The 24,036-nt window shown below is 43.9% G+C and carries 28 protein-coding genes; 16 read left to right on the plus strand and 12 right to left on the minus strand.

The genetic code is table 11. From position 1 onward, the window contains the following. The first annotated feature begins 122 nt into the window (after positions 1-122). Positions 123-1,004, plus strand: coding sequence for a LysR family transcriptional regulator (locus tag QUF19_RS21235; protein WP_286303184.1), 882 nt, complete (start codon positions 123-125; stop codon positions 1,002-1,004). Between the two features lie 78 nt (positions 1,005-1,082). On the opposite strand, the gene arsB is transcribed toward QUF19_RS21235, so the two are convergent. The 3 genes from arsB to QUF19_RS21250 all read right to left on the minus strand — a co-directional run bounded on the left by arsB (position 1,083) and on the right by QUF19_RS21250 (position 3,241). After that, complete coding sequence (gene arsB / locus QUF19_RS21240; protein ID WP_286303187.1) at positions 1,083-2,138, minus strand: ACR3 family arsenite efflux transporter; 1,056 nt, start codon at positions 2,136-2,138, stop codon at positions 1,083-1,085. Positions 2,139-2,240: 102 nt separating this feature from the next. Continuing rightward, positions 2,241-2,582: an ArsR/SmtB family transcription factor gene (locus QUF19_RS21245; RefSeq protein WP_102438766.1), complete on the minus strand. Its 342-nt coding sequence runs from the start codon at positions 2,580-2,582 to the stop codon at positions 2,241-2,243. Positions 2,583-2,716: 134 nt separating this feature from the next. Further along, positions 2,717-3,241: an HPP family protein gene (locus QUF19_RS21250; RefSeq protein WP_102438764.1), complete on the minus strand. Its 525-nt coding sequence runs from the start codon at positions 3,239-3,241 to the stop codon at positions 2,717-2,719. A gap of 139 nt (positions 3,242-3,380) precedes the next feature. On the opposite strand from QUF19_RS21250, the gene QUF19_RS21255 reads away from it, so the two are divergent. Further along, positions 3,381-3,950 (plus strand): TetR/AcrR family transcriptional regulator, encoded by a 570-nt coding sequence (locus QUF19_RS21255; RefSeq protein ID WP_286303190.1) that lies wholly within the window; start codon positions 3,381-3,383, stop codon positions 3,948-3,950. 82 nt (positions 3,951-4,032) lie between these two features. On the opposite strand, the gene QUF19_RS21260 is transcribed toward QUF19_RS21255, so the two are convergent. Together QUF19_RS21260 and QUF19_RS21265 are read right to left on the minus strand one after the other, a co-directional pair. Then, complete coding sequence (locus tag QUF19_RS21260; protein ID WP_286303192.1) at positions 4,033-4,695, minus strand: START domain-containing protein; 663 nt, start codon at positions 4,693-4,695, stop codon at positions 4,033-4,035. Then, a complete protein-coding gene (locus tag QUF19_RS21265) occupies positions 4,692-5,855 on the minus strand; it encodes a glycosyltransferase family 2 protein (RefSeq protein ID WP_353505932.1) in 1,164 nt (387 codons plus the stop codon). Before QUF19_RS21265 ends, QUF19_RS21260 begins: the two co-directional genes overlap by 4 nt. Before the next feature lie 276 nt (positions 5,856-6,131). Between QUF19_RS21265 and QUF19_RS21270 the strand changes: the two genes are divergently transcribed. From QUF19_RS21270 to QUF19_RS21280, 3 genes are all read left to right on the plus strand, one after another. Next, the gene (locus QUF19_RS21270) at positions 6,132-6,929 is read left to right on the plus strand and encodes a Cof-type HAD-IIB family hydrolase (protein WP_286303196.1); all 798 of its coding nucleotides are present in this window, start codon (positions 6,132-6,134) and stop codon (positions 6,927-6,929) included. A 180-nt stretch (positions 6,930-7,109) separates the two neighbouring features. Continuing rightward, entirely contained in the window at positions 7,110-7,757 is a 648-nt protein-coding gene (locus tag QUF19_RS21275) for a DsbA family oxidoreductase (RefSeq protein WP_017092740.1), read from the plus strand. Positions 7,758-7,791: 34 nt separating this feature from the next. Next, a complete protein-coding gene (locus tag QUF19_RS21280; protein ID WP_286303199.1) occupies positions 7,792-8,985 on the plus strand; it encodes a winged helix-turn-helix domain-containing protein in 1,194 nt (397 codons plus the stop codon). 45 nt (positions 8,986-9,030) lie between these two features. Here the strand turns inward: QUF19_RS21280 and QUF19_RS21285 are convergent, their stop codons facing one another. Beyond that, positions 9,031-9,969, minus strand: a complete 939-nt coding sequence (locus QUF19_RS21285) for a LysR substrate-binding domain-containing protein (protein ID WP_286303201.1) — start codon at positions 9,967-9,969, stop codon at positions 9,031-9,033. A 106-nt stretch (positions 9,970-10,075) separates the two neighbouring features. Between QUF19_RS21285 and QUF19_RS21290 the strand changes: the two genes are divergently transcribed. The 3 genes from QUF19_RS21290 to QUF19_RS21300 all read left to right on the plus strand — a co-directional run bounded on the left by QUF19_RS21290 (position 10,076) and on the right by QUF19_RS21300 (position 11,906). Further along, positions 10,076-10,399 (plus strand): putative quinol monooxygenase, encoded by a 324-nt coding sequence (locus QUF19_RS21290; RefSeq protein WP_286303203.1) that lies wholly within the window; start codon positions 10,076-10,078, stop codon positions 10,397-10,399. Between the two features lie 3 nt (positions 10,400-10,402). Then, positions 10,403-11,377 carry a Gfo/Idh/MocA family protein gene (locus QUF19_RS21295; protein ID WP_286303206.1) on the plus strand — a complete coding sequence of 325 codons (975 nt, stop codon included), beginning with the start codon at positions 10,403-10,405 and terminating at the stop codon, positions 11,375-11,377. A 190-nt stretch (positions 11,378-11,567) separates the two neighbouring features. Then, positions 11,568-11,906: a hypothetical protein gene (locus QUF19_RS21300; RefSeq protein WP_017089483.1), complete on the plus strand. Its 339-nt coding sequence runs from the start codon at positions 11,568-11,570 to the stop codon at positions 11,904-11,906. Between the two features lie 86 nt (positions 11,907-11,992). Here the strand turns inward: QUF19_RS21300 and QUF19_RS21305 are convergent, their stop codons facing one another. From QUF19_RS21305 to ulaR, 5 genes are all read right to left on the minus strand, one after another. Continuing rightward, on the minus strand, positions 11,993-12,892 hold the full coding sequence (locus QUF19_RS21305) for an AraC family transcriptional regulator (RefSeq protein WP_286303210.1): 900 nt from the start codon (positions 12,890-12,892) through the stop codon (positions 11,993-11,995). Positions 12,893-13,145: 253 nt separating this feature from the next. Beyond that, positions 13,146-13,607 (minus strand): hypothetical protein, encoded by a 462-nt coding sequence (locus QUF19_RS21310; protein WP_286303212.1) that lies wholly within the window; start codon positions 13,605-13,607, stop codon positions 13,146-13,148. 168 nt (positions 13,608-13,775) lie between these two features. After that, entirely contained in the window at positions 13,776-14,018 is a 243-nt protein-coding gene (locus tag QUF19_RS21315) for a hypothetical protein (protein WP_017089480.1), read from the minus strand. 68 nt (positions 14,019-14,086) lie between these two features. Then, positions 14,087-15,154: an L-ascorbate 6-phosphate lactonase gene (ulaG, locus tag QUF19_RS21320; protein ID WP_017089479.1), complete on the minus strand. Its 1,068-nt coding sequence runs from the start codon at positions 15,152-15,154 to the stop codon at positions 14,087-14,089. A gap of 120 nt (positions 15,155-15,274) precedes the next feature. Further along, positions 15,275-16,030, minus strand: coding sequence for an HTH-type transcriptional regulator UlaR (gene ulaR, locus QUF19_RS21325; RefSeq protein WP_009845902.1), 756 nt, complete (start codon positions 16,028-16,030; stop codon positions 15,275-15,277). Between the two features lie 340 nt (positions 16,031-16,370). On the opposite strand from ulaR, the gene QUF19_RS21330 reads away from it, so the two are divergent. The 6 genes from QUF19_RS21330 (at position 16,371) to QUF19_RS21355 (ending at position 21,927) form a co-directional block, all read left to right on the plus strand. After that, on the plus strand, positions 16,371-18,209 hold the full coding sequence (locus QUF19_RS21330) for a PTS ascorbate-specific subunit IIBC (protein ID WP_286303214.1): 1,839 nt from the start codon (positions 16,371-16,373) through the stop codon (positions 18,207-18,209). Positions 18,210-18,275: 66 nt separating this feature from the next. After that, the gene (locus tag QUF19_RS21335; protein ID WP_017069724.1) at positions 18,276-18,743 is read left to right on the plus strand and encodes a PTS sugar transporter subunit IIA; all 468 of its coding nucleotides are present in this window, start codon (positions 18,276-18,278) and stop codon (positions 18,741-18,743) included. Between the two features lie 10 nt (positions 18,744-18,753). Beyond that, positions 18,754-19,452, plus strand: a complete 699-nt coding sequence (locus QUF19_RS21340; RefSeq protein ID WP_286303215.1) for an L-ribulose-5-phosphate 4-epimerase — start codon at positions 18,754-18,756, stop codon at positions 19,450-19,452. A gap of 111 nt (positions 19,453-19,563) precedes the next feature. After that, positions 19,564-20,385: a pyridoxal phosphatase gene (locus tag QUF19_RS21345; RefSeq protein WP_286303216.1), complete on the plus strand. Its 822-nt coding sequence runs from the start codon at positions 19,564-19,566 to the stop codon at positions 20,383-20,385. A 4-nt stretch (positions 20,386-20,389) separates the two neighbouring features. Further along, positions 20,390-21,037: a 3-keto-L-gulonate-6-phosphate decarboxylase UlaD gene (locus QUF19_RS21350; RefSeq protein ID WP_009845897.1), complete on the plus strand. Its 648-nt coding sequence runs from the start codon at positions 20,390-20,392 to the stop codon at positions 21,035-21,037. 8 nt (positions 21,038-21,045) lie between these two features. Further along, positions 21,046-21,927: an L-ribulose-5-phosphate 3-epimerase gene (locus QUF19_RS21355; protein WP_286303217.1), complete on the plus strand. Its 882-nt coding sequence runs from the start codon at positions 21,046-21,048 to the stop codon at positions 21,925-21,927. 164 nt (positions 21,928-22,091) lie between these two features. Here QUF19_RS21355 and QUF19_RS21360 read toward each other — a convergent pair whose 3' ends face one another. After that, complete coding sequence (locus QUF19_RS21360) at positions 22,092-22,301, minus strand: hypothetical protein (RefSeq protein ID WP_009845895.1); 210 nt, start codon at positions 22,299-22,301, stop codon at positions 22,092-22,094. Between the two features lie 246 nt (positions 22,302-22,547). On the opposite strand from QUF19_RS21360, the gene QUF19_RS21365 reads away from it, so the two are divergent. Both QUF19_RS21365 and rpe read left to right on the plus strand, forming a co-directional pair. Continuing rightward, positions 22,548-23,147, plus strand: a complete 600-nt coding sequence (locus tag QUF19_RS21365; RefSeq protein ID WP_286303218.1) for an HAD family hydrolase — start codon at positions 22,548-22,550, stop codon at positions 23,145-23,147. A gap of 36 nt (positions 23,148-23,183) precedes the next feature. Further along, on the plus strand, positions 23,184-23,855 hold the full coding sequence (rpe, locus tag QUF19_RS21370) for a ribulose-phosphate 3-epimerase (RefSeq protein WP_286303219.1): 672 nt from the start codon (positions 23,184-23,186) through the stop codon (positions 23,853-23,855). The last annotated feature ends 181 nt before the right edge of the window (positions 23,856-24,036 follow it).

Consider the following 24,036-nt stretch of genomic DNA (forward strand, 5'->3'; position numbering starts at 1 on the left):
ACTCTCTTTATGTTTTTCTAGCCTCTATGGGCTAATGACTTGGCTAGATAATATCTACTTAAGTGATAATATAAAGATAGTTAGCATCACATATGATGATAGTAAGTGTTGGGAGACACCGAATGTACAACATAGAACAGCTGAAGATGTTTGTGTATGCCGTTGAATTAGGGTCATTTTCTGCCAGTGCTCGTGAGTTGGGTAAAGTGCAGTCGGCGGTGAGCCAAGGCATCAGTAATCTTGAAATAGATTTTAATGTTCAACTTTTTGACCGTTCGACACGCAAGCCAACGCTGACGGCGCAAGGTCAGCAGATTTTCAAGCAGGTTAAAGCGATTATTCTACAAGTGGAAGATCTCAACTCTTCAGTCAATGCCATCAATAATCAAGAGGAAGGGCTACTACGAATTGCTTTAGATGATGCCTTGTTGCTTCCTTCATTGCCTAAGGTGTTGGATAAATTCAGCCGAACATTCCCAGCGACAGAGGTTGAGTTAATGGCTGCGGCGAGTACCGATGTGAACCGCTTGGTGTCACAAGACCGCGCAGATATAGGCTTGATGTTTACTGACCTCGCTTTTCATGCCGACTCCGAACCATGTTTTATCGGCAACCTGCCTTTCGTTGCCGTGTGTCACCCAAGTCATGCTTTGTCTGAAGTGGGTATCGCCAAGTTGCCTGATTTCATCCCTCATCGTCAGCTCATTCTACGCGGCAACAAAGGTAAGGTGATTGATCATTTTCCGGTAGTAGCAGGCAAGGTGTGGTGGGCGAACAGTTTTGTCGCCATCAAAGAGATGATTGTGCATAGTTCGGTAGGCTGGGCGTATCTGCCGCGTTACTTGGTGGAAGATGAGATTCAGCTGGGAAAGCTTAACCAGATTAACGTCTCGTTTGATCATAAAACATGGTCGCCTCCTGTCGATTTGGTGATATCTAAGAAAGCGATGAAAGGGCCAGGTTTGCTTTGGTTGGAAGAGCATCTCAAAACCTTGCTCGACTAACCTTTCACAAGCGACAGACAAATGAAAAGGGCTTACCCCGAAAGGTAAGCCCTTAGTTTTCTAATCTTCTGCTAGATGCTAGATGCTAGATTTAACGGTCTGTCCGTTGTAGTACTTGTCTTTCATCTTAAGCGCTACGTTCACTAGGTAAATCAGTACAGGCACTTCAATCAGTGGACCGATAACGCCTGCAAACGCTTGGTCTGAGTTGATTCCGAATACAGAGATTGCTACGGCAATAGCTAACTCAAAGTTGTTACCTGTCGCAGTGAAGGCAATAGATGCGTTCTTGTCGTACTCAATGCCCATCTTCTTACCAATGAAGAAGCTGATGAAGAACATCGCTGTGAAGTAGATGGTTAGAGGAACAGCAATCAGCAATACGTCCATTGGCAGTTCAACAATCATCTCGCCTTTTAGGCTGAACATCAGAACGATAGTCGCCAGTAGAGCTATCAATGTGATTGGTGAGATGCGTGGAATGAACACATCGTTGTACCACTGCTCGCCTTTCATCGACACTAGGATCTTACGGCTTAAGAAGCCCGCTAGGAACGGGATACCTAGATAGATAAGTACACTGTGTGCAATATCGATCATTGAGATATCAACCATCATGCCTTCGTAACCAAATACAGGCGGTAGAACGCTGATGAATAACCATGCCATAAAGCTGTAAGTCACGACTTGGAATGCGCTGTTCAAAGCAACCAATGCTGCGCCGTACTCTTTGTTACCGCCGCCGATATCGTTCCAAACCAGAACCATCGCCACACAACGAGCAAGACCAATCAGAATCACACCCACCATATAACCAGGGTGATCACCTAAGAAAGTCAGTGCCAACACGAACATTAGAATCGGACCGACAACCCAGTTCATGATCAGAGACAGTTTGATGGCTTTCTTATCTTTGACCACAGTGCCTAATAGGTTGTAGTTAACCTTAGCCAAAGGTGGATACATCATTAAGATAAGGCCAATCGCAAGTGGAATGTTGGTTGTGCCAACAGACATAGATTCGTTCCACTGTTCGATTTGTGGGAACAAGGTGCCAAGCAGTACACCGATGCCCATGGCGATGAAGATCCACAGCGTTAAGTAGCGATCGAGAAAACCTAATTTTGGTTTCATGATATTATCTCTTTGGTTGATATCGTTAATCGTCGAAAAGCGATATTTAAAGGCAAAAAATACGCTTAGTTTATTGTGTTCGACAAACTAAGCGTGGTTAATCTATTTTAAAATGGTGTCGATCAGCGATTCAAATTGCTGAATATTATCTCGGTTAATGCGATAGCACATCTTCGGTGGTATCGATTCGGCGGTGATGAAGCCTGAGTTCTTCAAGATTCGTAAGTGCTCTGATACCGTTGACTGAGCCAAACCCAATTCACTCACCAAGTCGCTGTTCAAACAGCCGCCCGATTTTTCTAACGTTGAAAGGATACTCAATATACGTATTCTTGCCGGGTGAGCGAGCGCTTTCGCTAGAGCTGCCATTTGCTTTTCAGCTTCGGCATCACCATGTCCGATTGGTAGAGCACAGCCACCAGTTGTAGAGCAAGTTTCGTTCATATTGATGTTTCGCTTTCCATAATCGTTAAAAGACGATTAATAGTAAGCCCATTTTATGTAAGGGTCAATGTGATCTTTCAATTTGCTTTTAAATTGGATGTCAAAATCCAAACTTACCATTGAAATCCAACGGGCTAAGACTTGGATGAACCAAACCAGTATAACGGCCACTTTTGCTGTGAATCGCTGTTATTCAATAGCGTACCAATACCGACCAAAGCGATGCTGCCGATTAATACGGGAGTGAATAAGAACGTCCAATCCACATGCGCAGTCCCTGCCAAAGCTATCACAATCGGATTTGCACCAGCGGGTGGGTGAACCGCTCGAAAGTATTGCATTAGCATGATGGATGAGCCGACAGCGATTGCCATGGTCAAGTAGTCATCCCCAAAGCCATATAGCGCGATTAAACCCACAGCAGCCGAAATAAAGTGACCCGCAATGACGTTTCTAGGTTGAGCTAACGGCGATGTCGGCACCGCAAACAGTAGTACGCATGTCGCACCAAATGGCGCCATTAACCATGGGAGGCCAGAGCTTTCTGCTAATAAGCACAAGATTAAGATGCCCAGCGTACCGCCAATAAAACCTTTAACAAGTTGGCTAAAGCTTGCTTTCGGAGGAAGGCTTCCACCACCAGATAGTTTGCTGATCATAATCGTTTCCTCTTCGTTATCTCTTTTTATTGAAGGTGTACAGATCTGTACTGTTTGATTTGAATGATACAGATCTGTACACTTCTTGCAACGAGAAATTGAGCTCTACGATTTCAGAGCGATTTGAGGTTGATGAACGATGAGTAAAAAAGATTTGATTCTGGATGTAGCAGAGTCGTTGTTTAATCAGTTTGGTTATACCGCTGTTGGGGTGGATATGATCCGAGACGAAGCGGCGGTTTCCAAGACATCCATGTACCGTCACTTTGGATCGAAAACTAAGCTGATTGAAGCTGTGTTAGAAAGGCGTCATCAGCGTTTCGAGTCGAGTTTAGAGGCTGCGCTATCATCAACTTCTGGGTTACAAAACCAACTCGACGCGCTGTTAGATTGGCACCTTGCGTGGTTTGAACAACCTGACTTCAAAGGCTGCATGTTCATGCACGCGCTAGCCGAATTTAAAGAATCCGAAGATGACATTGCGATGCTCTCGCGACAACACAAGGTTTGGCTTAAGAATACTATTCACAACGTGGTGAGTGGTGGCGAAGAGGTAGACGCTGCGATATTAGAATTACGCAGCGAATCAGTCATGACTTTCATTGAAGGACTTATCGTGAGAAGTGAATTTGGTGAGTTAGACGCGAGTTTGCATTTAAAAAAAGAAGCTTGTCGAAAAGCACTGCACGCATTGGCAGCTTTAGACTGAACTCAGAATTAACTGACGAGGGTAGGTTGTGCCTACCATCGTTGCACCGTTTCAGCTGCGTCGTGTTGGGTAATCAACTTCATTAAAGTGACTGATAGTTCTTGATGTAATCAAGTGTACGATCAGCGTATGCATGTGAATCCAACATCTCAGACAAACCACGAAGTGTCTTGTAAGGTTGAGATACCGCAACCATATTAATTAACCAAGATGGAATCGATCCTCCCGGGTCACTCAATACTTGATAAGAAATATGAGTTGTATTGTTGTCCAGTGGTGTGAGAACCCATCGTGATTCTAAATGAGCCACTCTGACGACACTTTTATCTTCATTTGGTCGATAATTAGGCCTACCGTGTTGGTTAATTATGATGATTAATGTGTCGGGATCTTGCTTGATAAAGTTTTCGACAATGGCTTCACGATCCGAGACGGGCCAAGGTGCTTTTGTATAAGTTTTAGTGACAGTGTGCGCTTCGCTAAAATGTTCTATCTCTTCCATTTCATCAATGTTCTCTACCCATTGAGTGCCTACTGAAGTATCGGTAAACAAAGCTATGATTGACGTAAGGTTGGCTTGGATATTAGCTTCTGCGCGAAACTCTTTAAAGTCGTTACCTTCAATTTTTCGGTTGTAGACTTCGATGCCTTTTTTATCGCGTACGAGCTTCCACTCATTGGCATCCGACGCTAAAGCTGAAAAGGACGTCACTATGATTATGAAAGTTAGAATCTTATTGATCATGAGAGTGCTCGCCCTTTCCAAGTGACTTTATTATTCTTTGATAAACGATAGCTGTTAAGAATCAACAAGCTTTGCAACGAAATCCCCAAAGGCACAGCAAACGCATAGCGAGCTGGTATAAAGAGCTCTTTGACTAAAATGAAATAAGTGACCATAGAAGCAATCAACATCAGGGCATTGATCACTAAGGAATAAGTATTGAATGATGAAGGGTCGCCGATGAAATGTTGAGTTGATACAAGCAGCATAATTGGGGCAGCCCATGCAATAACATTCGTTTTTGTGAATGCGCGAAGTACTTGGAATCTCGACTGGCAATTTACAATAAGATTCATGTTTTTGGAGAAGCCCGCCCAAATCGAACCAAAGTCGGAATACATATGAGTACTCATGAGCTCGTCCGCAAAAGCCCAAAACGCTTTTAGTCCGCACATCTTCATTAGTTTTGCAAAAGCGATGTCTTCGGATATTTCGCTGGCTACCGCACTATGTCCACCTACGGCATCGTATGATTTTCGTGTAAAAAGCATGGCTTGGCCGTTAGCAATCGCGTCTTCTTTTGACTTGTCGTTAGCATCCTTGAAGTTCATATAAGACGCGATTGAGAGAAATATGCCGGGTAAGGTGACTTTCTCAACGGTTGATGTAAATGCTTGTTGAGGGTTGAACGACAGTAAATCCGTTTTGTGTCTTAAGGCGAAATGGATAACGTTCTGTAGCATCAAGGGTTCAGATTTTGTATCAGCATCGATAAAATACAAATACTCACCGGTAGCTTGCTGTGAGCCCACCATGCAAGCGTTGCTTTTCCCTAGCCAATTGGGCGGCAACTTTCTTCCCGATACACAACGAACATTAACACTTGATGCGTCGATGAGCGTATCAACAATGGTTCGTGTCGAGTCAGTAGAAAAATCGTCAACCACAATGATTTCAAACTTGTCTCTTGGATAGTTCTGCTTCATCAGAGAACCAAGGCTTGTCTCAATATTATCTTCTTCATTTCTCGCAGGGATAATGATGGACACGGTTGGCCATTTCGTTCTGTTCAACGAAGTTTTAGACGTAATGTGAACGCGATGTCGCGCTAAATTGGCAAGTGTGATTAGAAACTTGATGGTAACGATGCAAAACAAGGTCGAAGTGATAGCTAGAATCATGATTACAGTGGTCAAAAATAAAGTGATAGAGATTCAAGGAGCATATAGGCTGGCGAGGTTTAGCACACATCAGGTATGTAGGACTCAATCATTCAAAGCTATATTTTCTGCCGCTCAGTTTGTGTTTGAGCAACATTTGAAGAGAAATATTAGAGCTTGGAAATAAGCATTGCATTCACTGGCTACTCTAGCGATATAATCGAACATAGAACCGTTACACAAGATAACGAAAATCATAATTTACACTTTAATTTTTACTTATAGGTAAGCCCTGAAATGCCACAACAGAACATCAAATTTATCGCTGCGGATATGGACGGTACTCTGCTTAATGAACACGGAAAGTTAGACCCTGAATTTTTCAACCTTTACGAGCGACTAGAAGCTCAAGACATCATTTTTGCTGCGGCATCGGGTCGTCAGTATTACAGCCTGATGGAGACATTTTCTCCGCTAAAAGATCGCATGATGTTCGTTGCTGAAAACGGTACATTAGTGATGCACAAAGGCCAAGAGCTCTACAGCTGCTTACTTGATACTGATGCCATCAAAGGCATCATTGAAGAAGCGCGTTCTATTGAAGGTGCACATGTTGTGCTTTGTGGTAAGAAATCAGCATACATCGAAACCAAAGATGAGCGTGCTTTAGCTGAGATCTCTAAGTACTACCACCGCCGCGAGCAAGTCGAAGACTTACTGACGGTAGAAGACGATTTCATCAAGGTGGCTATCTGTCACTTCGACGGTTCACAAGAGAAAGTAAACCCAAGCATCAATGCCAAATTTGGTGAGAACTACCAAGTGGTGGTAAGTGCAAAAATTTGGTTAGATGTGATGAACGCTGAAGCGTCAAAAGGGGCGGCGATTAAACATCTACAAAACACATTAGGTTTCACTTTCGAGCAGACCATGAGTTTTGGTGACTACCTAAATGACTTGGAAATGCTTAAAGAAAGTTATCACTCTTACGCAATGGAAAACGCACATCCTAAGCTGAAAGAGATCGCTCGTTTTAGCGCGCCAAGTAACGTTGACGCAGGTGTATTCCAAGTGCTTGAGAAGTTGCTAGCGTAACGCGGTTAAGCTCGATTCGATTTTTATCAAAGCCAACTCGTGAAAATGAGTTGGTTTTTTTGTTGGCTGCTAGTGTGTTTAGCTAGTTTGAACGATTGTTCAATTTATTGTAGTCTTAGTGATAAAGATGGGTATTCACTTCGTATTGGATACGCCTTATCAACGATATTTGGAATGACGATGAGCAAGAAACTTCAACTCGATATTATTTCTGACGTAATGTGCCCTTGGTGCGTGGTCGGCTACAAAAACTTAGAGCAAGCCATTGCGGAACTTGGCTTAGCGGAGCAAATTGAACTTGAATGGCAGCCGTTTGAGCTTAACCCTGATATGCCGCAAGAGGGTGAAAACCTGCGTGACCATATCATGAGAAAATACGGCTCTAGCGCAGAAGAGAGTCAAAGTTCACGCGAACAGCTCGCGGCGCGTGGCAAAGCGGTTGGGTTCGATTTCAATTTCTATGACAGCATGAGAATGGTGAATTCACGCCACTTACATGTGCTGCTTGATTTTGCTCTAGCGCACGGTAAACAAACTGAGTTAAAGCTACGCTTCTTTACGGCGCACTTTTCAGAGCAAAAAGATCTGTCTGATCTTGAAGTGATTGCACAAGAACTTGAAGCGGTTGGTTTAGACTCAACGAAGGCACTGAAACGTTTGAAGAACATCGACAACTTAAAGCAAATTGAAGCGCAAGAGTTTGAATGGCAACGCATGGGCATCTCTGCGGTCCCTACCGTGGTATTCAACCGCAAGAGTGCAGTCACTGGTGCGCAGACAGTAGAAACGTACAAGCAAATCCTTCAAGAGCTTATTGCTGAATCATAAGCTGATCATTGGTATCAATTAGAGTCTGAATTTAATGGAATCACTTTCACTCGCACAAGCACAAAAAATTGTACTGCTTTCGCAAAAGCTGCCACCTAAGAAGCAACGTAATGGTGGCGCTTTGGCGAACACGCTGTCTGCGATTGAAAACCTTGGCTATGTGCAAATTGATACCATCTCTGTGATTCAGCGAGCTCACCATCATACGCTGTGGAATCGCAATCAAGACTACCAACTTAACCATCTGGATAAGCTGTTAGAGCGTCGAGAAGTGTTTGAGTATTGGTCGCACGCCGCTGCGTATTTACCCATGCGCGACTACCGTTTCAGCCTGCATCGAAAGAATGGCTTTGCGAGCGGTAAGCTCAAGCATTGGTATAAAAAAGACGACGCACTGATGGCACATGTTCTTAAGCGTATTGAGAGCGAAGGGCCATTGATGGCGAAAGACTTTGAAGGGGATAGACCAAACCCCGGTGGATGGGGCGGCAAACCGGCCAAACAGGCGCTAGAAACTTTGTTTATGCAAGGTGACTTAATGGTGCCGAGCCGAGTGAACTTTCATAAGGTGTATGACCTAACCGAGCGAGTTTTGCCGAGTGGCATTGATACCTCTGAACCAACGGAACAAGAATACATTGAGCATCTAATCACGCGTTATTTAGAAGCCAATGGTATGGGAATAGCATCGGAGATGAGCTATCTCCTCAAGAACACTAAGCCACTGATTCAGAAAACACTCCAGCAGATGCTTGAAGATAAACGAGTGATGGAAGTGAGTGTTCAAGGCTTTGATTATTATGTGCTGCCGGATGCTTTTGAACTGTTGAATCAGCCTCTTTCTAGAACCAAGCTTAAGATACTCTCGCCATTTGATAACTTGCTGATTCAACGTAAGCGAATGCAATCATTGTTCAACTTTGATTACCTTCTTGAGTGCTATGTTCCAGAAGCCAAGCGCCAGTTTGGTTATTTTAGTTTGCCGATTTTGTGGCAAGGAGAGCTGGTGGCACGAATGGATTGCAAGGTCGACAGGAAGAGTGGTTTGCTCAATATTCGTAACTTGGTTGTGGAAGATCGAATCAAAAACCATGAATCATTAGTTCACGCTTTATGCGATGAGCTAAAACACTTCATGGTGTTCAACCAATGTGATGAGATGGTCGTCCATAACACCACGCCGTCTGATCTTGGCAAGCGCTTGATGAGTCATTGGCAAACGGTTTAGCGTTCATCCTTGCTTCAAAGCCCCTGATTACTTAGGCCACCCTAGTTATTCAGCAAGCTCGGCTAACAAGAACTCGACAAAGGTTCTGTTCTTCAATGACAGTTGCTTGGTTTTGTAGAGTAAGTGAATCGGCTTAGGTAATGGTGCCATTCCGGGTAGAATTTCTAATAGTGCTCCACGCTCAATTTCTTCTGCGACTAAGATAGTCGGCTGTAACAACACACCTACACCTTGTAGGGCTGCATATCGCAATACATCCCCATTATTCGACATCAAACGTACTTGCTCTTTATTCACCGCGCTATGCGTTGCTTGGTGGTTCTGAGGGGCTAGGAGTTGCGATTCACTGTTTTGTGTATTACGTATTTGCGAATCACGGCCATTCACATCACGACGACTGCTATAGCTGAAGCCAAGCGATGGATGCTGCGCGAGATCTTCCAATACACGAATCTCTGCATGTTGGTTAAGGTACTCTGGAGCCGCGCAGTAACACATCTCATAGTCCCCTAAGTATCTGGCGACTAAACTAGAGTCAGACAGATCGCCAATTCGCACCATCAAATCAATATCAGAAGAATAAGGATCGACAAGATCGTTGTTCAACACGAGTTCGACGTTAATCGTTGGGTGATTCGCGAGGAACTTCGCCACAATTGGGGCAAGCACCTTGTTTCCATAGGTGACCGGGCAGTTTATTTTTACCGTGCCTTGAGGTTGGTTTTCTAAGGTTTGAATCAGGTTTTCAGCATTGCTGATGTCTTCAAGAATTCGTTTACATTCTCGATAATAAAGCTGACCTGTATCGGTTAAAGACTGCTTACGCGTAGTGCGATGAATCAGCTGAGAGTTGAGGCTCGATTCAAGGTGGTGGACATGCTTGCTGATCATGGTCGCTGACAGGTTGAAGTGGTTGGCGGCGCTGCGAAAGCTGCCTTGCTCGACCACGTAAACGAAGATCTTCATGCTGGTTAACTTATCCATTAAACACTCTCAGTTGATAAATAATAAACAAAAGGTGAGTTTATCAATTATTAGGGGTTAATTATATTAATGGCAAACCGATGATTTACTAAAATAAGAGCGTGAAATGCCTCAAACGAATGAAACCATCTTTGTCACTGCTGAACTTAAGATAAAAACCAACATTGAACGTGATGCTGCAGTAGAAGCTATCGAGCAGTTTTGTCGAGACATGCAAAGTGAGCCGGGCTGCCTACAGGCGATAGCAACCTATGATCAAAATCAAAGCGACCGCGTGATTTTGCTTGAGCAATACGCAAACCGTGAAGCGATTAATCAGCACTTTGGTATGCCTCATACCCAAGCGTTTATTGAGCGTGATATAACGGAATTAGTACAAGCATTTGAAACCCAACGTGGACTTATCAAAACACAAGAGAAGGAGAGCTAAGCCATGAAATGGGGAATCCTAGGAACCAGCTTTATCTCAGGCGTAATGGCCGATGCGATTAAAGGCGATGCTCAAAGTGAACTGTATGCCGTCGCTGGACGTACAGAGAAAACACTCAATGAGTTTGCGGCGCAGTACCAACCAACACGAACCTTCAACAGCTATGAAGCTTTGATTAAAGATGAGTCAGTCGACATTATCTACATCGCTCTACCTAACCACGTTCACCACGAATACGTGATTAAAGCGGCTCAAAAAGGCAAAGCGATTCTGTGTGAAAAGTCGTTATCGGTTGATATGGAAAAAACCGAGCAAGCTCTGCAAGCGGTAAAAGAAGCGGGCATATTCTTCGCAGAAGGTTTGATGTATCTAAACCACCCGCTTATCGCTAAGCTTCATCAAGAGTTGGCTACTGGTGAGATTGGTGAAGTGCGCTCTATTCAAGGTTCATACGTTGCGGCGATTGATCAGTTCGTTAACCCTGCGAGCAAGGGTGCACTGTACAACTTGGGTTGTTACCCAATGTCTCTGATTCACTCTGTCGTACTACAGCAGTTTGGTGAGAGTGTGTTTGATGAGGTGCAGATCTCAGCAATCGGTCGACGAGGCCAAGATGGCAATATCTGTGAATCGTCGGCGATGATGCGCTTCAACGACCGCTTCACCGCGCAAATCCATACCGCAGAAGATCACGGCTTAAAGCACGGATTCACGATTTTAGGTAGCAAAGGCTGTATCACGCTCGACACCAACCCATGGTTACCGACTGACGAAAACACATTCACGGTTGAAGTTTATGAAACATCGACACGTGAAGTGAAAGTCGAAGCGCAAGGCGATGGTTTCCATTATCAAGTACGTAATATTCGCCAAGCAGTTGAGCGAGGTGACACACAACTTGCTGCGCCAATGGCGACCCATCAAGACTCTCGCGTAATCATGAAGTTACTGACGGATTGGGAACAAGCCGCGAGCTAGTATCTTTGCCAAATTCTGTACACGCCTTATACTTGGTAGCCTAGTAAGCTATCAAGCATGAGGCGTTTTTCTAATCCCTCTATCCTCAATAAATACTTTGCATTTGAAACAGCCACAGTGTCCAATGTCGTTCCGACAATATTGACCGAAAAACCTTGTTTTTTAAGGTGTTAAATAGGAAGTTTGCTGCATGCGTAAATCAGATAAGAAGATCGAAAATCAGATCAGAGACGTGTTAACGGACGTTTGTGAAGATACGTTGAAGAGCTACGATGGTTTTCTATGGGTGACTCATACGGTCAATTTCTCTTCTTTTCCACAGAGCCTAAAAATCGTCTGCGTATTCGACACCAATCAAGATAGAGCTAACTTCTTAGAGGGAGGAGGTCAGCAGGAGGTCTCTGTTACCATCCAAAAGGCGTTTAGTCAGGTTGGGATCACATTGAAGAATATCGATAAGCACGTGAGCTTCGATACACAAGAGAATTGCGACCGTGACCATCAAGGTAAGTGGAACCATAGACTTTAAGAAGCTTTAGTCAGAGTTCTGATTGGTTCGCTAACTAAAGAACGAAAGCCTACGCGAGGTAGGCTTTGTTACTGAATTTTGTTTTGTTATTTAATTGCGGTGCAAAAGCTAACGTCTGAATGCTGAGTCTGTTGATCGTAGCTGTGGTAAAGCTCAAAGCAAGGGCGGTCTTCGGTTTCTAGGCCGGACTCTATAACCTTACTCATTAGGTCGTCCCACGCTTTAGCGTATTGACTTAGCTCGGTGATGGTTTGGCGCATCACTGCATATTGTCCGCCGGGAAAATCTTTCAATTCGATCCCACTTGGCACTTCAGTGTCGTCTGAAACCATCAAGCAGATGTCAGTGCGGCATTTATCGTTTGGTGTGATTTCCGGATTGTCATGATAGATAAAGATGCAGCTGTTACCTGCTAACCCTTTCATTTCGGCCCATTGATAAAGACGACCGCTTGGCCCTTCATAACCTTGTCCGTAAGGGCCTGTCACTCGTACATACGCTAGTTTTGATGGTTCGAATTGTTGCGTTTTCATTGTCATACTCCATGTTGTTAGTTCGGAGTCAGTATATGAATTGCTTACGACTGCATCGTTTCCATTCTTGCGCAACGTGTGTCCAATCTTGCTATTTCGAGTTAGCTCGCTGAACGCTTGGTAATCTTCACAATCACGGAAGGCACTTGGTGTGACACCAAAGTGTTGCTTGAATGCCTTGGCAAAACTTTGTGACGATGAGAACCCATAGTCCAATGCAATATTAATAATGGGCTGCTTGGATTTGAAGAGATCATTAGCTGCCGCTTCGAGTCTCAATCGGCGAATGAAATCAGCAAGGGTCTCGCCTTGAACGGCCTTAAAAGTGCGATGAAAGTGGTAGGGTGAAAAATTGGCTAATGCCGCGACTTCGATTAGGTTGAGTGGCTCGTTAAAGTGCTTCTCTAGATAGCGGACAACGGGAATCAGCCGCTTATGATAGTCAACGTACATTGCTTTATTTACCACTCTTTATTGCCATTGTTCTTATATAGCTTCAGAGACTAACCTATCCCAATTGAGTTTCAATAGAGTGGCATTGAAACTGAGATTAGATGCAGTAATTCCAATATCTACACTTGTGAGGTGGCTCGCTGTATTGAACCCATTCGTGTGTGGTAGAGGTTTTGACATTCTTTTTCGTGTTGTACTGATTTTATAGCAGAGCGAAAGGTTTTATCAGGATCGCGTCTGACCTCGATAGCACTTACGCCTTCGAAATCAGCTTGTTGCTTTTACACTGTTTGAATTCTTTGGCGATCCAAGATTGTTCGTTTAAACCGTTGTCGATCAATGCAAATAAATAACCATCGACTTTGCTTGAGGCTGCCGGATATTCTTGAAAAACATGCTTTGGATAACCGGGGTAATCGCTCTCATATTTTTTGTCTAGTTGCTTGCCAAGTTTACGCCATTTGACGAACAACTCGGAAGAGGATGTCTCAACTTGATATTGACCTAAAATGCGTTGGTGATGGGTTAACGCGACCTTAGCGCAGTGGTTGGTTTGCACTACTTTTTGTATCAACTTAACCTGCGTGTCAGTCATGGTTTTCGCTAGCGCATTTTCTTGTCCGATACGTTCCATTCGCTCATTAAAGGTTTCGGCCTGTGCAGGAAGCGCAAAAGTAAGTGGTAAAGCCAATGGCAAAAGGTACTTGTAGAACATAACCAGACTCGTTGAAGGGATTTGTGACCATTATGCCGTCTGATGACAATATTATTAATGAATATAAACGCTTAATTGTAAGAATTATTTTTGTCGAGTGGATAAGGGAATGTTTCGGAGCGGGTAATCAAGTCTGGAACACTTGATATCAAATATCTAGATGCGTGATTACAAATGTTGAATATCAATGGAGTGATAGGGAAAGCCGATCGCTTTTGCTGCGTTCAACAACGCCTGTTGAGTCTTAAATACTCTGGGTTGCATCTTTCTGTCGGACTCGAGAAAACTGTTCACACCCCATTTATTACTCTTCACCATTAAGTAATAACCATTGGCTCCTGGTGAAACGACACCAATTGCGGCTTTAAGGTCGCCACGACTAAAGTGGTTTTTGAACTCACGCAGTACCATATCAATATCCTTATTCGATGATGAAAAAAGGGAGCGAATCGCTCCCTAGATAATGTTGATCTTAATGATTATAAGAATGCGCGGTATGGCAGTTCTGGATCATTTTTAAAGATATCTGCAAAGCCGCGGAAGTGTTGGTAGTGCATGCGACCTTTATCTGTTGGGTAAGTGTATCGACCACCGACTTGCCAGAAGAAAGGTGCGAAGCCGTATTGCAGACGTTCTTTCTTCATGTTCCACAGCATTTCAATTTCACGTGGGTCATTTTGGAAGTTAGCCCAGATATCGTGGTGGAAAGGAACCACGACTTCACAATCCAAAGATTCAGCGGCACGTAAAATGTCTGAAGATGTCATTTTGTCAGTCACGCCACGTGGGTTCTCACCGTAAGAAAGCAGTGCAACGTCGATCTTGTGGTCATTACCGTGCTTAGCGTAGTAGTTTGAGTAGTGAGAATCACCAGAGTGGTAAACTGAACCGCCTGTCGTTTCTACTAGGTAGTTCACTGCACGATCGTCCATGCCACCTAAGATATCAGTGTCTAAAGAAGAAGTGCCTTCAGGAAGTGTCACAAGTGCAGTACGGTCGAATGCATCAAGAACCTTAATATTGACGTCTTTGATCTTAATCTCGTCGCCAACTTTCGCGATAACACAACGATCTTCTGGCACACCCCATTTCATCCATAAATCAACACACGCTTTAGGACCAATGAATTTAACGTGCTCGCCACAGTTTTGTAGAACGGCTGCAGCAACGTTGATGTCAATGTGGTCGCCGTGATCATGAGATGCCATAACCGCATCGATCTCTTTAATAGCGAAAGGGTCCAATGGGAAGATTGCAGTACGTAGGTTTGGCTGAAGTGCTTCAACACCGCCCATACGCATCATTTGGTGCTGGTTTTTCATTTTTTGAACAGCTTGTGTTTTTTTACCAGTACCACACCAGAAGTCCATTGATAGGTTTGCACCACCTTCTGATTTTAGCCAAATACCTGTACAGCCAAGCCACCACATAGAGAATGTATTCGGTTGCACGACAGTTTGCTCGATCTCTTCATTTAACCATGTGCCCCACTCAGGGAATGTATTTAGGATCCAAGACTCGCGAGTGATTTCGTTTACGTTGCTCATGATAATACCTTTTATTTCAATAATTTGATTAATTTTGGATGTAGGGAGCCGAGCGCCTTAATTTTGATTAAGGCACTGAGCTAAATTTATTATTATTGGTGGGTCAGTCGACCCTTCGATTTAGACTAGGATGACTTGCGTCCCTTGAGCTTCAATCCGCTTGACGACTTCGGGGTTGGCATCTTTACCAGTAATGACGATGTCTATTTGCTTGGTGCTGCAAAATAGCATTCCGGTACGTTGTCCAACCTTTGAACTGTCGACAACAACAACGAGTTTATCGACCTGTTCAAGCATTTGCTGCTCGGCGACTGCGGTTAACATGTCGGCTTTGTAGAGCCCTGCATCGGTTAAGCCTTTACCAGAGGTAAACATCCAGTTTCCGGCATAACCACCTAATGAATTAGGTGCTGGGTTTAAAAAGATGTTCTGTGCTTTGTTGTATTGACCGCCAATGATGATGACATCGTCATGATCTTCGTTGATCAAGTAGCTTGCGAGTGGGAAGTAGTTCGTTACGATCTGTACATCTTCCCCACATAACTGTTGTCCAAGTAGGAACGCAGTAGAACCACAGTTGATCACAACGGTATCTCCAGCCTCGCAAAGTCCTGCTGCTGCTTGCGCAATCTCAGCTTTCTCTTCATAGAACTCAGTGCTGTTGATATTGAGTGGTGACCATTTTCTCTTCTGGTTCTCTACTCGTTCAGCGCCATTTCGAACTTTTCTAAGCCGGCCAACTTCATCTAATTTAGCGATGTCACGTCTTGCAGTAGCAGGTGAAACACTAAATTTATCAATAATATGTGAGACGTTTATTGTCTGCATATCTTCTAACAGCGACACGATGCCGTTATGTCTTTGTACTTCATTCATATTTATCACTCTTTATGTCGTTGTGACAATTTGATGATTACTTTTGATTTGTTTTGATTCTAATAATCACCATGATGATTGTCAAACTACATTACTATAAAAACTAGATCTTAATCACAATGATTTACAAGTTGTTGATTTTATTAAATTTATTGTTTTTTGGTGTGATCCGAAGCTCAATTAGGCACATTCTGGGTGTGGTTAATTGATATAAATCAAAGTAATCACAAGTGAGCATTGAATGATTACTTTTGATTGGTAAAGTCTAGTTCGTGAGCAAAACTAGACATCATCACATCCTACATACCATTAAAATTAAAAATTAATCAGGGGTAAAGATATGGAATTCTTATATGATATTTTCTATATTTTTTACAGTCAGGTAATGACCAAAGCACCGTTGCTACTCGGTCTTGTTACTTGTCTGGGTTACATTCTACTCAAGCGTGACGCAACAACTATTATCTCCGGTTCTATTAAAACCATCGTTGGTTTCATGATAGTGCAGGTAGGTGCAGGAACATTGGTAGCGGGTTTTAAACCGGTTATTGAAAAAATGAGTGAAATACATGGATTGACAGGGTCGGTGATTGACCCGTACACCTCCATGATGTCCACCATGGAAACTATGGGCGACAATTACTCTTGGGTTGGCTATGCCGTATTAATGGCACTTGGGCTCAACATTCTACTTGTTGCCTTCCGCCGTATTACTGGTATCAGAACCATCATGCTGACGGGACATATCATGTTCCAGCAAGCGGGCCTAATTGCTGTTTTCTACTTCGTGCTTGGCGCAGGTATGTGGGAAACCATCATCTATTCTGCAATATTGATGGCGTTGTACTGGGGTATCTCGTCAAACATCATGTTCAAGCCCACTCAAGAAGTGACTGGCGGAGCGGGTTTCTCGATAGGTCACCAACAACAGTTTGCGTCATGGATAGCAACTAAGGTTGCTCCTAAGCTTGGCGACAAGAATGACAGCGTCGACCACATTAAACTGCCTAAATGGTTACACATTTTCCACGACAGCATTGCCGCGACAACGCTCGTAATGACGGCTTTCTTCGGCATCATTCTTCTTTCGTTTGGTCTTGATAACCTTCAAGACATGGCAGGTAAAACGCACTGGTTTATCTATATTTTCGAAACTGGTCTGAAATTCGCAGTAGCGATTCAAGTTATCGTCACCGGCGTTCGTATGTTCGTAGCGGAATTGTCCGAGGCCTTTAACGGTATTTCTCAACGTCTTATTCCTAACGCTGTCTTAGCAATCGATTGTGCGGCTATTTATGCCTACTCTCCAAACGCAATGGTGTTCGGCTTCATGTGGGGTGCAGTTGGTCAATTCACAGCAGTGCTTGCAATGCTAGCGTTTGACGCACCAATCATGATCATTCCTGGCTTTATTCCAATGTTCTTCTCGAACGCAACCATCGGCGTGTTTGCTAACCACTTTGGTGGTTGGAAAGCGGTAATGAAGATTTGTTTCGTGATGGGCATCATCGAAGTGGTTGGTTCTGCTTGGGCAATCCATATCTTTGCTCAATCTGGTACTGAGTTTAACGGCTGGATGGGTATGGCTGACTGGGCTCTGGTATTCCCGCCAATCATGCAAGGTATCTCAAGCTCTAGCATGTTCTTCTTTGTGATTTTGGCTCTGGCTGGCGTTTACATGTTCTTCGCTTCTAAGCAACTACGAGCTGAAGAAGACGCAGAAGCTGCCGCTGAAACAATGACCGCAGTAACACCTGAAGGCATTGAGGTTGAAGTCGCTGTACCACAACAATCGACAGCAACAGCTCAAGCTCCATCTGCTTCTACAATGTCAGCTTCTACAACGTCAGACACTCGCGTTTCACCAGCAGCTGATCAGAAACCGGTTCGTGTCTTAGTGTGCTGTGGTTCAGGGCAAGGTTCTTCAATGATGTGCTCTAAGAAAATCAAAGAGTACTTGGACAAGAAAGGCATCCCAAGTTCGACCTTTAACAGCGCTATCACGGATTACAAATCGCACCTTGGTTCATTCGACATCATCGTTACTTCGGTTGCTCTGGCTGCGAAGATCACGGGTCTGCCGGAAGGTAAGCAACAGTTAGCGGTTAAGAACATGATTATGGTGAAAACTTTCGGCGACGAGCTTGTTTCCATCATTGAGAACAACTTCCATAAATAATTAAAAACGGCTCAGTGGTGTCGAACTACTGGGCCAATAAAAACAATTATATAAGTGAGCAATAACATGAACTTAAAAGAATCTCTTATCAAAAATAACTCTATCCTACTCAACGCAAAAGCCGCTGACTGGAAAGCGGCGATCAAGCTAGGTACTGATGCATTGGTTAAAGCCGGTGTTGCTGAAGAGCGTTACTACGACGCGATTACCAAAGCGATTGGTGAAGAAGGCCCTTATATCTGTATTCACGATGCGTTCGCTCTACCTCATTGCCGCCCTGAAGATGGTGTTATTCGCACTGGGTTTGCGTTAACCGTGCTTGAAACGCCGATTACGTTTGAAGGTGTTGATGAGCCTGTTGATGTACTGATTACGCTAGCGGGCAAAGATTCAGAAGAGCACATCGAAGGCACCATGCAAGTGGCGAACTTGATTGAATTCGATGAAGATTTCTCAAAACTTCGCGCATGCAAAAGCCCAGAAGAAGTGGCGCGTTTAATTGATGCTGCATTACTGCAAGCGGAAGCAGCGTAAGGAGACAACTATGTCTAAATATAGCCAACTGAAACAACGCGTCTTAGAAGCCAATTTGCAACTTCCGAAATACGGCTTGGTGACTTTCACTTGGGGAAATGTCTCTGAGTTTGACCGTACTAATGGCGTTATAGCGATTAAGCCGTCCGGTGTCGAATACTGTGATATGACAGCTGAAGACATGGTGGTCGTCGATCTAGAAGGCGACATTGTTGAAGGGAAACTTAATCCTTCAAGTGATACCGCAACTCACTTAGAGCTTTACAAAGCTTTCCCTGAGGTTAATGGCATTGTTCACACACATTCACGCAGTGCCACAATTTGGGCACAAGCCGGTATCGATATTCCAGCATTGGGCACTACTCATGCTGACTATTTCTACGGTGACATCCCATGTACACGTCGATTGTCTCACTCTGAAATCTCTGAAGAGTACGAGAAAAATACCGGCTTGGTGATCATTGAAGAGTTCAAGCAACGCCGAATTGATCCAATGGCCGTTCCAAGCGTGATTGTTGCAGGACATGCGCCTTTCTCTTGGGGCAAAGATGCTAACGACGCCGTTCATAACGCGGTGGTCTTAGAAGAAGTTTCTGCAATGGCGTTGGCAACGCGCACCTTGAACAGCGGCATCAAAATTCAGCCAGAGTTATCAGATAAACACTACCTGCGTAAGCACGGTGAAAATGCTTATTACGGCCAACAGTAAATCGACTGTTCGTTTAAGTAGGCTGTTTAAGTACGCCGTTTAACGAGCTTCGATTCTAAGTAGCTTCAATATTGATTAGGCCTGATTTCAGGGAATAAGTGAGAGGACTCTATGTATAAAGTGCTGGCGTTAGATCTCGATGGAACCGTGTTAAAGGATGATCACACGATTCATCCAGACGTGAAAAAGGCGATTCAAGAAGCCAAACAAAGTTGCCATGTCGTGATTGTGACTGGTCGACACCACACAGCAGCACGACCTTATTACTACGAATTGGGGTTAGATACGCCAATCATCTGCTGTAACGGCACTTATGTTTATGACTATCAGACTGAAACGGTACTGACTCAAAACGCAATAGATAAAGACAACGCGTTGACCTTCATCGATATGGCAGACGAGTTTCAGCTCAAAATGGTCATGTACATCACGCATGCCATGACGTACTCACACTACAACCCATTTGCCTACATGTTGGCATTGGAAAGTTGGGCGGAAACGGCACCAGAGCAGCATCGCCCACAAATTTACCAAGTGGAATCATTCATTGAAACGGCTCAGCAAGCCGAACACGTTTGGAAGTTTGTGGTGGAAGGTAGCCAAGATTCAGTCGACCGTTTAATGCAACACCCATGGATAGAAGAGAACTTCAACGGTGAGCGTTCTTGGTCAAACCGAATCGACTTTGCTGCAAAAGGTAACAGTAAGGGCCTACGCCTTGCTGAATACATCGCAGAACTCGGTTATCACGCCGATGACGTGATTGCCGTCGGTGATAACCACAACGACATATCCATGCTCAAGTACGCCGGATTCGGAGTAGCGATGCTCAATGCTGATGACATCGTCAAGTCACACGTTCAATGCGTGTGCTCAACAGATAACAACCATGATGGCTTAGCCCGTCTAATACGTGAACAAATTAAAGGATAACAACATGACTAAACCAATGATTCAGATCGCCCTAGACCAAACAAACCTTCCTGCAGCAATTGAAGTGGCAAACAACGTTGAAAGCTTTGTTGATGTGATTGAAGTAGGTACTATTTTGGCGTTTGCAGAGGGAATGACGGCGGTTTCTACGCTTCGTAAAAATCACCCAGATCATATCCTAGTGTGCGACATGAAAACCACAGATGGCGGCGCAATTCTAGCGCGTATGGCATTCGAAGCGGGCGCTGATTGGATTACCGTTTCTGCTGCTGCACACATCGCGACTATTGGTGCTTGTAAGAAAGTCGCTGATGAATTTAATGGTGAAATCCAAATCGAAATTTACGGAAATTGGACAATGGACGACGCTCAATCTTGGGTCGACCTAGGTATTTCACAAGCGATTTACCACCGTTCTCGTGACGCTGAATTAGCCGGTGTGGGCTGGACTGAAGAAGATCTAGTGAAGATGCGTGCCTTGTCTGAAATGGGCATCGAGCTTTCTATCACAGGTGGCATCGTGCCTGAAGACCTTTACCTATTTGAAGGCATTAAAGCGAAAACCTTTATCGCAGGCCGTGCACTTGCGGGTGATAAAGGTAAAGAGACAGCTGAAGCGCTAAAAGCTCAGATCGACCGTTACTGGAACTAGGAGGCGCTATGTATCAAAACTTGTTACGCCACCGTGTAGGGCTTTATGAGAAGGCTCTACCTAACGAACTGAGCTGGGAAGATAAACTTAAGCAAACCAAAGAACTCGGCTTTGATTTTCTTGAGATATCGGTAGATGAATCAGACGAGCGTCGCAGTCGACTAGATTGGAATGACGAAGAAGTGTATGCCTTGCGTCGTCTGTGCGAAAAGCACGGTGTGCCGCTGCAATCCATGTGTTTAAGCGCGCATCGCAAGTTCCCATTTGGATCTGCAGATCCTGCGATTCGAGAACAAGCTGTCATCCATATGGAGAAAGCGATCTCGTTGGCTTACAAACTAGGTATTCGAACCATCCAACTCGCTGGGTACGACGTCTACTATGAGCCTGCGGATAAGGTGACTCATCAGAGGTTCATTGACGGCATGAAGCTTTCAGCGCAGTTGGCGGAAAGATCAGGTGTTATGTTGGCTGTTGAGATCATGGATACCGATTACTTGAACTCATTGAGCAAATTTGAAGTACTGAGTCGCGAAGTTAATTCACCGTATTTCACGGCATATCCTGACGTAGGCAACATCTCTGGCTGGAACTACGACATAGTGACTGAGCTAAAATTGAGTAAGCCTCATATCACTCAAATTCACCTCAAAGACACTTATAAAGTGACTGACGAATACAAAGGGCAATTCCGAGACTTAGTGATTGGTGATGGCGAAGTTGACTTCAATGCAATTTTTGAAACGTTGAAAGAGACTGAGTGCGTTGTACCACTAGTGATTGAGATGTGGGCTCAGGATGAGCGTTGGAAAGAGAATATTCTGACGGCACAAGAACGACTGAATGATGTTTGTGTGCAAACGGGTGTGCCTAAATTATTTGACCGTTAGTTCATACTTAGTAACGATTAACCAGTTTCTCTTTGCGTTCTCCATGCTCCTAACGAGAAGAGAAAATGCAGCATATTGCCCCCAATATGCTGCATTTTTATATCGACATGTCGCTCTAAACTCTTGAAGCTGAGGTTATGTTAATTTCGAAATAGTGGCTGCGCTTAAACAGCGATCGTCACATGGTCACGACCCACTTCAGCCATCTGAATTAGGTAGTCCGTGTGGTACTTCTTCTTGATGACGATTTGGCTACCGATTTCAGCAACAATCTTTACCACTTCTAACGCATCAGAAGGATGCAATGAAGAATCTTTTGAAATTTCGATATTAACGCCTAAATTTGCCAATTTGATGATGTCGCTAGAATGCATGGTTGTGTCCAAGGTATTTGATTTTCGTGGACTATATCATCTTCAATTTATGCAACTCTACTTGGTTTAAGTAAAAATGGGTGAGATGTGCTCAAAATATGATTTCAATAGTAAAACAACGGCTTTTATTGCATCAATTCATTTAATTGTCGGATTGTTGAATAAGATCATATTAAGGCGATCATGAATAGGTTTTATGTATGGTGGTTAGTACTATGAGTCTCAAAACAATATGAGAGATTGACGATGCCAAAGTTAGATAAATATAAAGGAATTATTTTCGATCTCGATGGGACTCTGGTCAATTCTATGGTGGCACACGCTCATGCATGGGAACAAACTTGTCAGAAATTCGGAATCCCCTACGATAAAGAATGGCTCGATCAACTTGGCGGGATGCCATCGAGAAAAGTGACTCAAGAGATCCTTAAGCGTTACGATCTAACTCTTGATGCTCAACAAATTACTTCGGATAAAATCGCCAACTTTGAAGCCATTGAGCACAAAGGTGATGTTATCCCAGAGACATACGCCCTTTTACAGCAACAGTATCAGTTGAAGAAGATAGGCATCGGCACTGGCGCTCAAGCCAAGCACGCGAGGGCGATTTTAAAGACGACCGATATCCCATCAATGATACGTACGATTGTGACTTCAGATGACGTAGAAAACCACAAACCTAATCCTGATACTTTTCTGAAAGTCGCTAGCCAGTTAGAGCTTGAACCGAGCGATTGTGTGGTGTTTGAAGATACGATCATTGGGCAATACGCTGCAACTGCTGCAGGAATGGATTGTTACATGGTCGAGGATGGGCGCATAACCCAATTTGTTCCAGCGAGCTAAACAGAATTTAACGATACAAAAATAACTAGGAAAACAATGAAACAATATCTTATCGCACCTTCGATTCTTTCTGCTGATTTGGCTCGCCTTGGTGAGGACGTAGAACGTGTTCTCGCGGCTGGGGCTGATGTTATTCATTTTGATGTTATGGATAACCACTATGTACCCAATCTGACTTTTGGTGCGCCAGTATTAAAAGCACTACGAGATTATGGAATAACAGCGCCAATCGACGTGCATTTAATGGCGAAGCCTGTTGATCAGTTGGTGCCTCAATTTGCTGAAGCGGGTGCGACGATGATTACGTTCCATGTAGAAGCCTCTGAGCATGTTGACCGTACTTTACAGTTAATCAAAGAGCACGGTTGCCAAGCCGGAGTGGTATTAAACCCTGCAACGCCATTGAGTCATCTTGATTACATTATGGATAAAGTCGACCTGATATTAGTGATGTCGGTGAACCCTGGCTTCGGTGGCCAATCTTTCATCCCAGCTACGCTTGATAAGCTACGTTCAATCAGAGCGCGCATTAATGAATCAGGGCGTAATATACGTTTAGAAGTCGATGGTGGTGTGAAAGTTAACAACATAAAAGAGATTGCTGAAGCAGGAGCGGATATGTTTGTTGCGGGCTCGGCTATTTTTGATAGTGAAGATTACGGACAAGTTATCGATTCCATGCGTTCGGAGTTGGCTCAATTGAATTAAGTTGTGTATCGATTGCTGTATAAAGGCTCGAAGTCTTCTGTGTATCAGGTTTCGGGCTTTTTTGTATCTAATGGGTGTCGATTTAATGAAAGGTTACGTGGAGTAAGGTGAAGGTTGCGTTGTTGGAGTTCTCTTCAGTTAGAACTTTTTCATTGTGTAATAAAACTACAGTTATTATTGA

Source organism: Vibrio sp. FE10 (assembly GCF_030297155.1).
Classification (GTDB): Bacteria; Pseudomonadota; Gammaproteobacteria; order Enterobacterales; family Vibrionaceae; genus Vibrio; species Vibrio apostichopi.

Excerpts from the sequence above, each read along its gene's own strand:
- QUF19_RS21235 (WP_286303184.1), top strand. The coding sequence starts at position 123 with ATGTACAACATAGAACAGCTGAAGATGTTTGTGTATGCCGTTGAATTA.
- arsB (WP_286303187.1), bottom strand. The coding sequence starts at position 2,138 with ATGAAACCAAAATTAGGTTTTCTCGATCGCTACTTAACGCTGTGGATC.
- QUF19_RS21245 (WP_102438766.1), bottom strand. The coding sequence starts at position 2,582 with ATGAACGAAACTTGCTCTACAACTGGTGGCTGTGCTCTACCAATCGGA.
- QUF19_RS21250 (WP_102438764.1), bottom strand. The coding sequence starts at position 3,241 with ATGATCAGCAAACTATCTGGTGGTGGAAGCCTTCCTCCGAAAGCAAGC.
- QUF19_RS21255 (WP_286303190.1), top strand. The coding sequence starts at position 3,381 with ATGAGTAAAAAAGATTTGATTCTGGATGTAGCAGAGTCGTTGTTTAAT.
- QUF19_RS21260 (WP_286303192.1), bottom strand. The coding sequence starts at position 4,695 with ATGATCAATAAGATTCTAACTTTCATAATCATAGTGACGTCCTTTTCA.
- QUF19_RS21265 (WP_353505932.1), bottom strand. The coding sequence starts at position 5,855 with ATGATTCTAGCTATCACTTCGACCTTGTTTTGCATCGTTACCATCAAG.
- QUF19_RS21270 (WP_286303196.1), top strand. The coding sequence starts at position 6,132 with ATGCCACAACAGAACATCAAATTTATCGCTGCGGATATGGACGGTACT.
- QUF19_RS21275 (WP_017092740.1), top strand. The coding sequence starts at position 7,110 with ATGAGCAAGAAACTTCAACTCGATATTATTTCTGACGTAATGTGCCCT.
- QUF19_RS21280 (WP_286303199.1), top strand. The coding sequence starts at position 7,792 with ATGGAATCACTTTCACTCGCACAAGCACAAAAAATTGTACTGCTTTCG.
- QUF19_RS21285 (WP_286303201.1), bottom strand. The coding sequence starts at position 9,969 with ATGGATAAGTTAACCAGCATGAAGATCTTCGTTTACGTGGTCGAGCAA.
- QUF19_RS21290 (WP_286303203.1), top strand. The coding sequence starts at position 10,076 with ATGCCTCAAACGAATGAAACCATCTTTGTCACTGCTGAACTTAAGATA.
- QUF19_RS21295 (WP_286303206.1), top strand. The coding sequence starts at position 10,403 with ATGAAATGGGGAATCCTAGGAACCAGCTTTATCTCAGGCGTAATGGCC.
- QUF19_RS21300 (WP_017089483.1), top strand. The coding sequence starts at position 11,568 with ATGCGTAAATCAGATAAGAAGATCGAAAATCAGATCAGAGACGTGTTA.
- QUF19_RS21305 (WP_286303210.1), bottom strand. The coding sequence starts at position 12,892 with ATGTACGTTGACTATCATAAGCGGCTGATTCCCGTTGTCCGCTATCTA.
- QUF19_RS21310 (WP_286303212.1), bottom strand. The coding sequence starts at position 13,607 with ATGTTCTACAAGTACCTTTTGCCATTGGCTTTACCACTTACTTTTGCG.
- QUF19_RS21315 (WP_017089480.1), bottom strand. The coding sequence starts at position 14,018 with ATGGTACTGCGTGAGTTCAAAAACCACTTTAGTCGTGGCGACCTTAAA.
- ulaG (WP_017089479.1), bottom strand. The coding sequence starts at position 15,154 with ATGAGCAACGTAAACGAAATCACTCGCGAGTCTTGGATCCTAAATACA.
- ulaR (WP_009845902.1), bottom strand. The coding sequence starts at position 16,030 with ATGAATGAAGTACAAAGACATAACGGCATCGTGTCGCTGTTAGAAGAT.
- QUF19_RS21330 (WP_286303214.1), top strand. The coding sequence starts at position 16,371 with ATGGAATTCTTATATGATATTTTCTATATTTTTTACAGTCAGGTAATG.
- QUF19_RS21335 (WP_017069724.1), top strand. The coding sequence starts at position 18,276 with ATGAACTTAAAAGAATCTCTTATCAAAAATAACTCTATCCTACTCAAC.
- QUF19_RS21340 (WP_286303215.1), top strand. The coding sequence starts at position 18,754 with ATGTCTAAATATAGCCAACTGAAACAACGCGTCTTAGAAGCCAATTTG.
- QUF19_RS21345 (WP_286303216.1), top strand. The coding sequence starts at position 19,564 with ATGTATAAAGTGCTGGCGTTAGATCTCGATGGAACCGTGTTAAAGGAT.
- QUF19_RS21350 (WP_009845897.1), top strand. The coding sequence starts at position 20,390 with ATGACTAAACCAATGATTCAGATCGCCCTAGACCAAACAAACCTTCCT.
- QUF19_RS21355 (WP_286303217.1), top strand. The coding sequence starts at position 21,046 with ATGTATCAAAACTTGTTACGCCACCGTGTAGGGCTTTATGAGAAGGCT.
- QUF19_RS21360 (WP_009845895.1), bottom strand. The coding sequence starts at position 22,301 with ATGCATTCTAGCGACATCATCAAATTGGCAAATTTAGGCGTTAATATC.
- QUF19_RS21365 (WP_286303218.1), top strand. The coding sequence starts at position 22,548 with ATGCCAAAGTTAGATAAATATAAAGGAATTATTTTCGATCTCGATGGG.
- rpe (WP_286303219.1), top strand. The coding sequence starts at position 23,184 with ATGAAACAATATCTTATCGCACCTTCGATTCTTTCTGCTGATTTGGCT.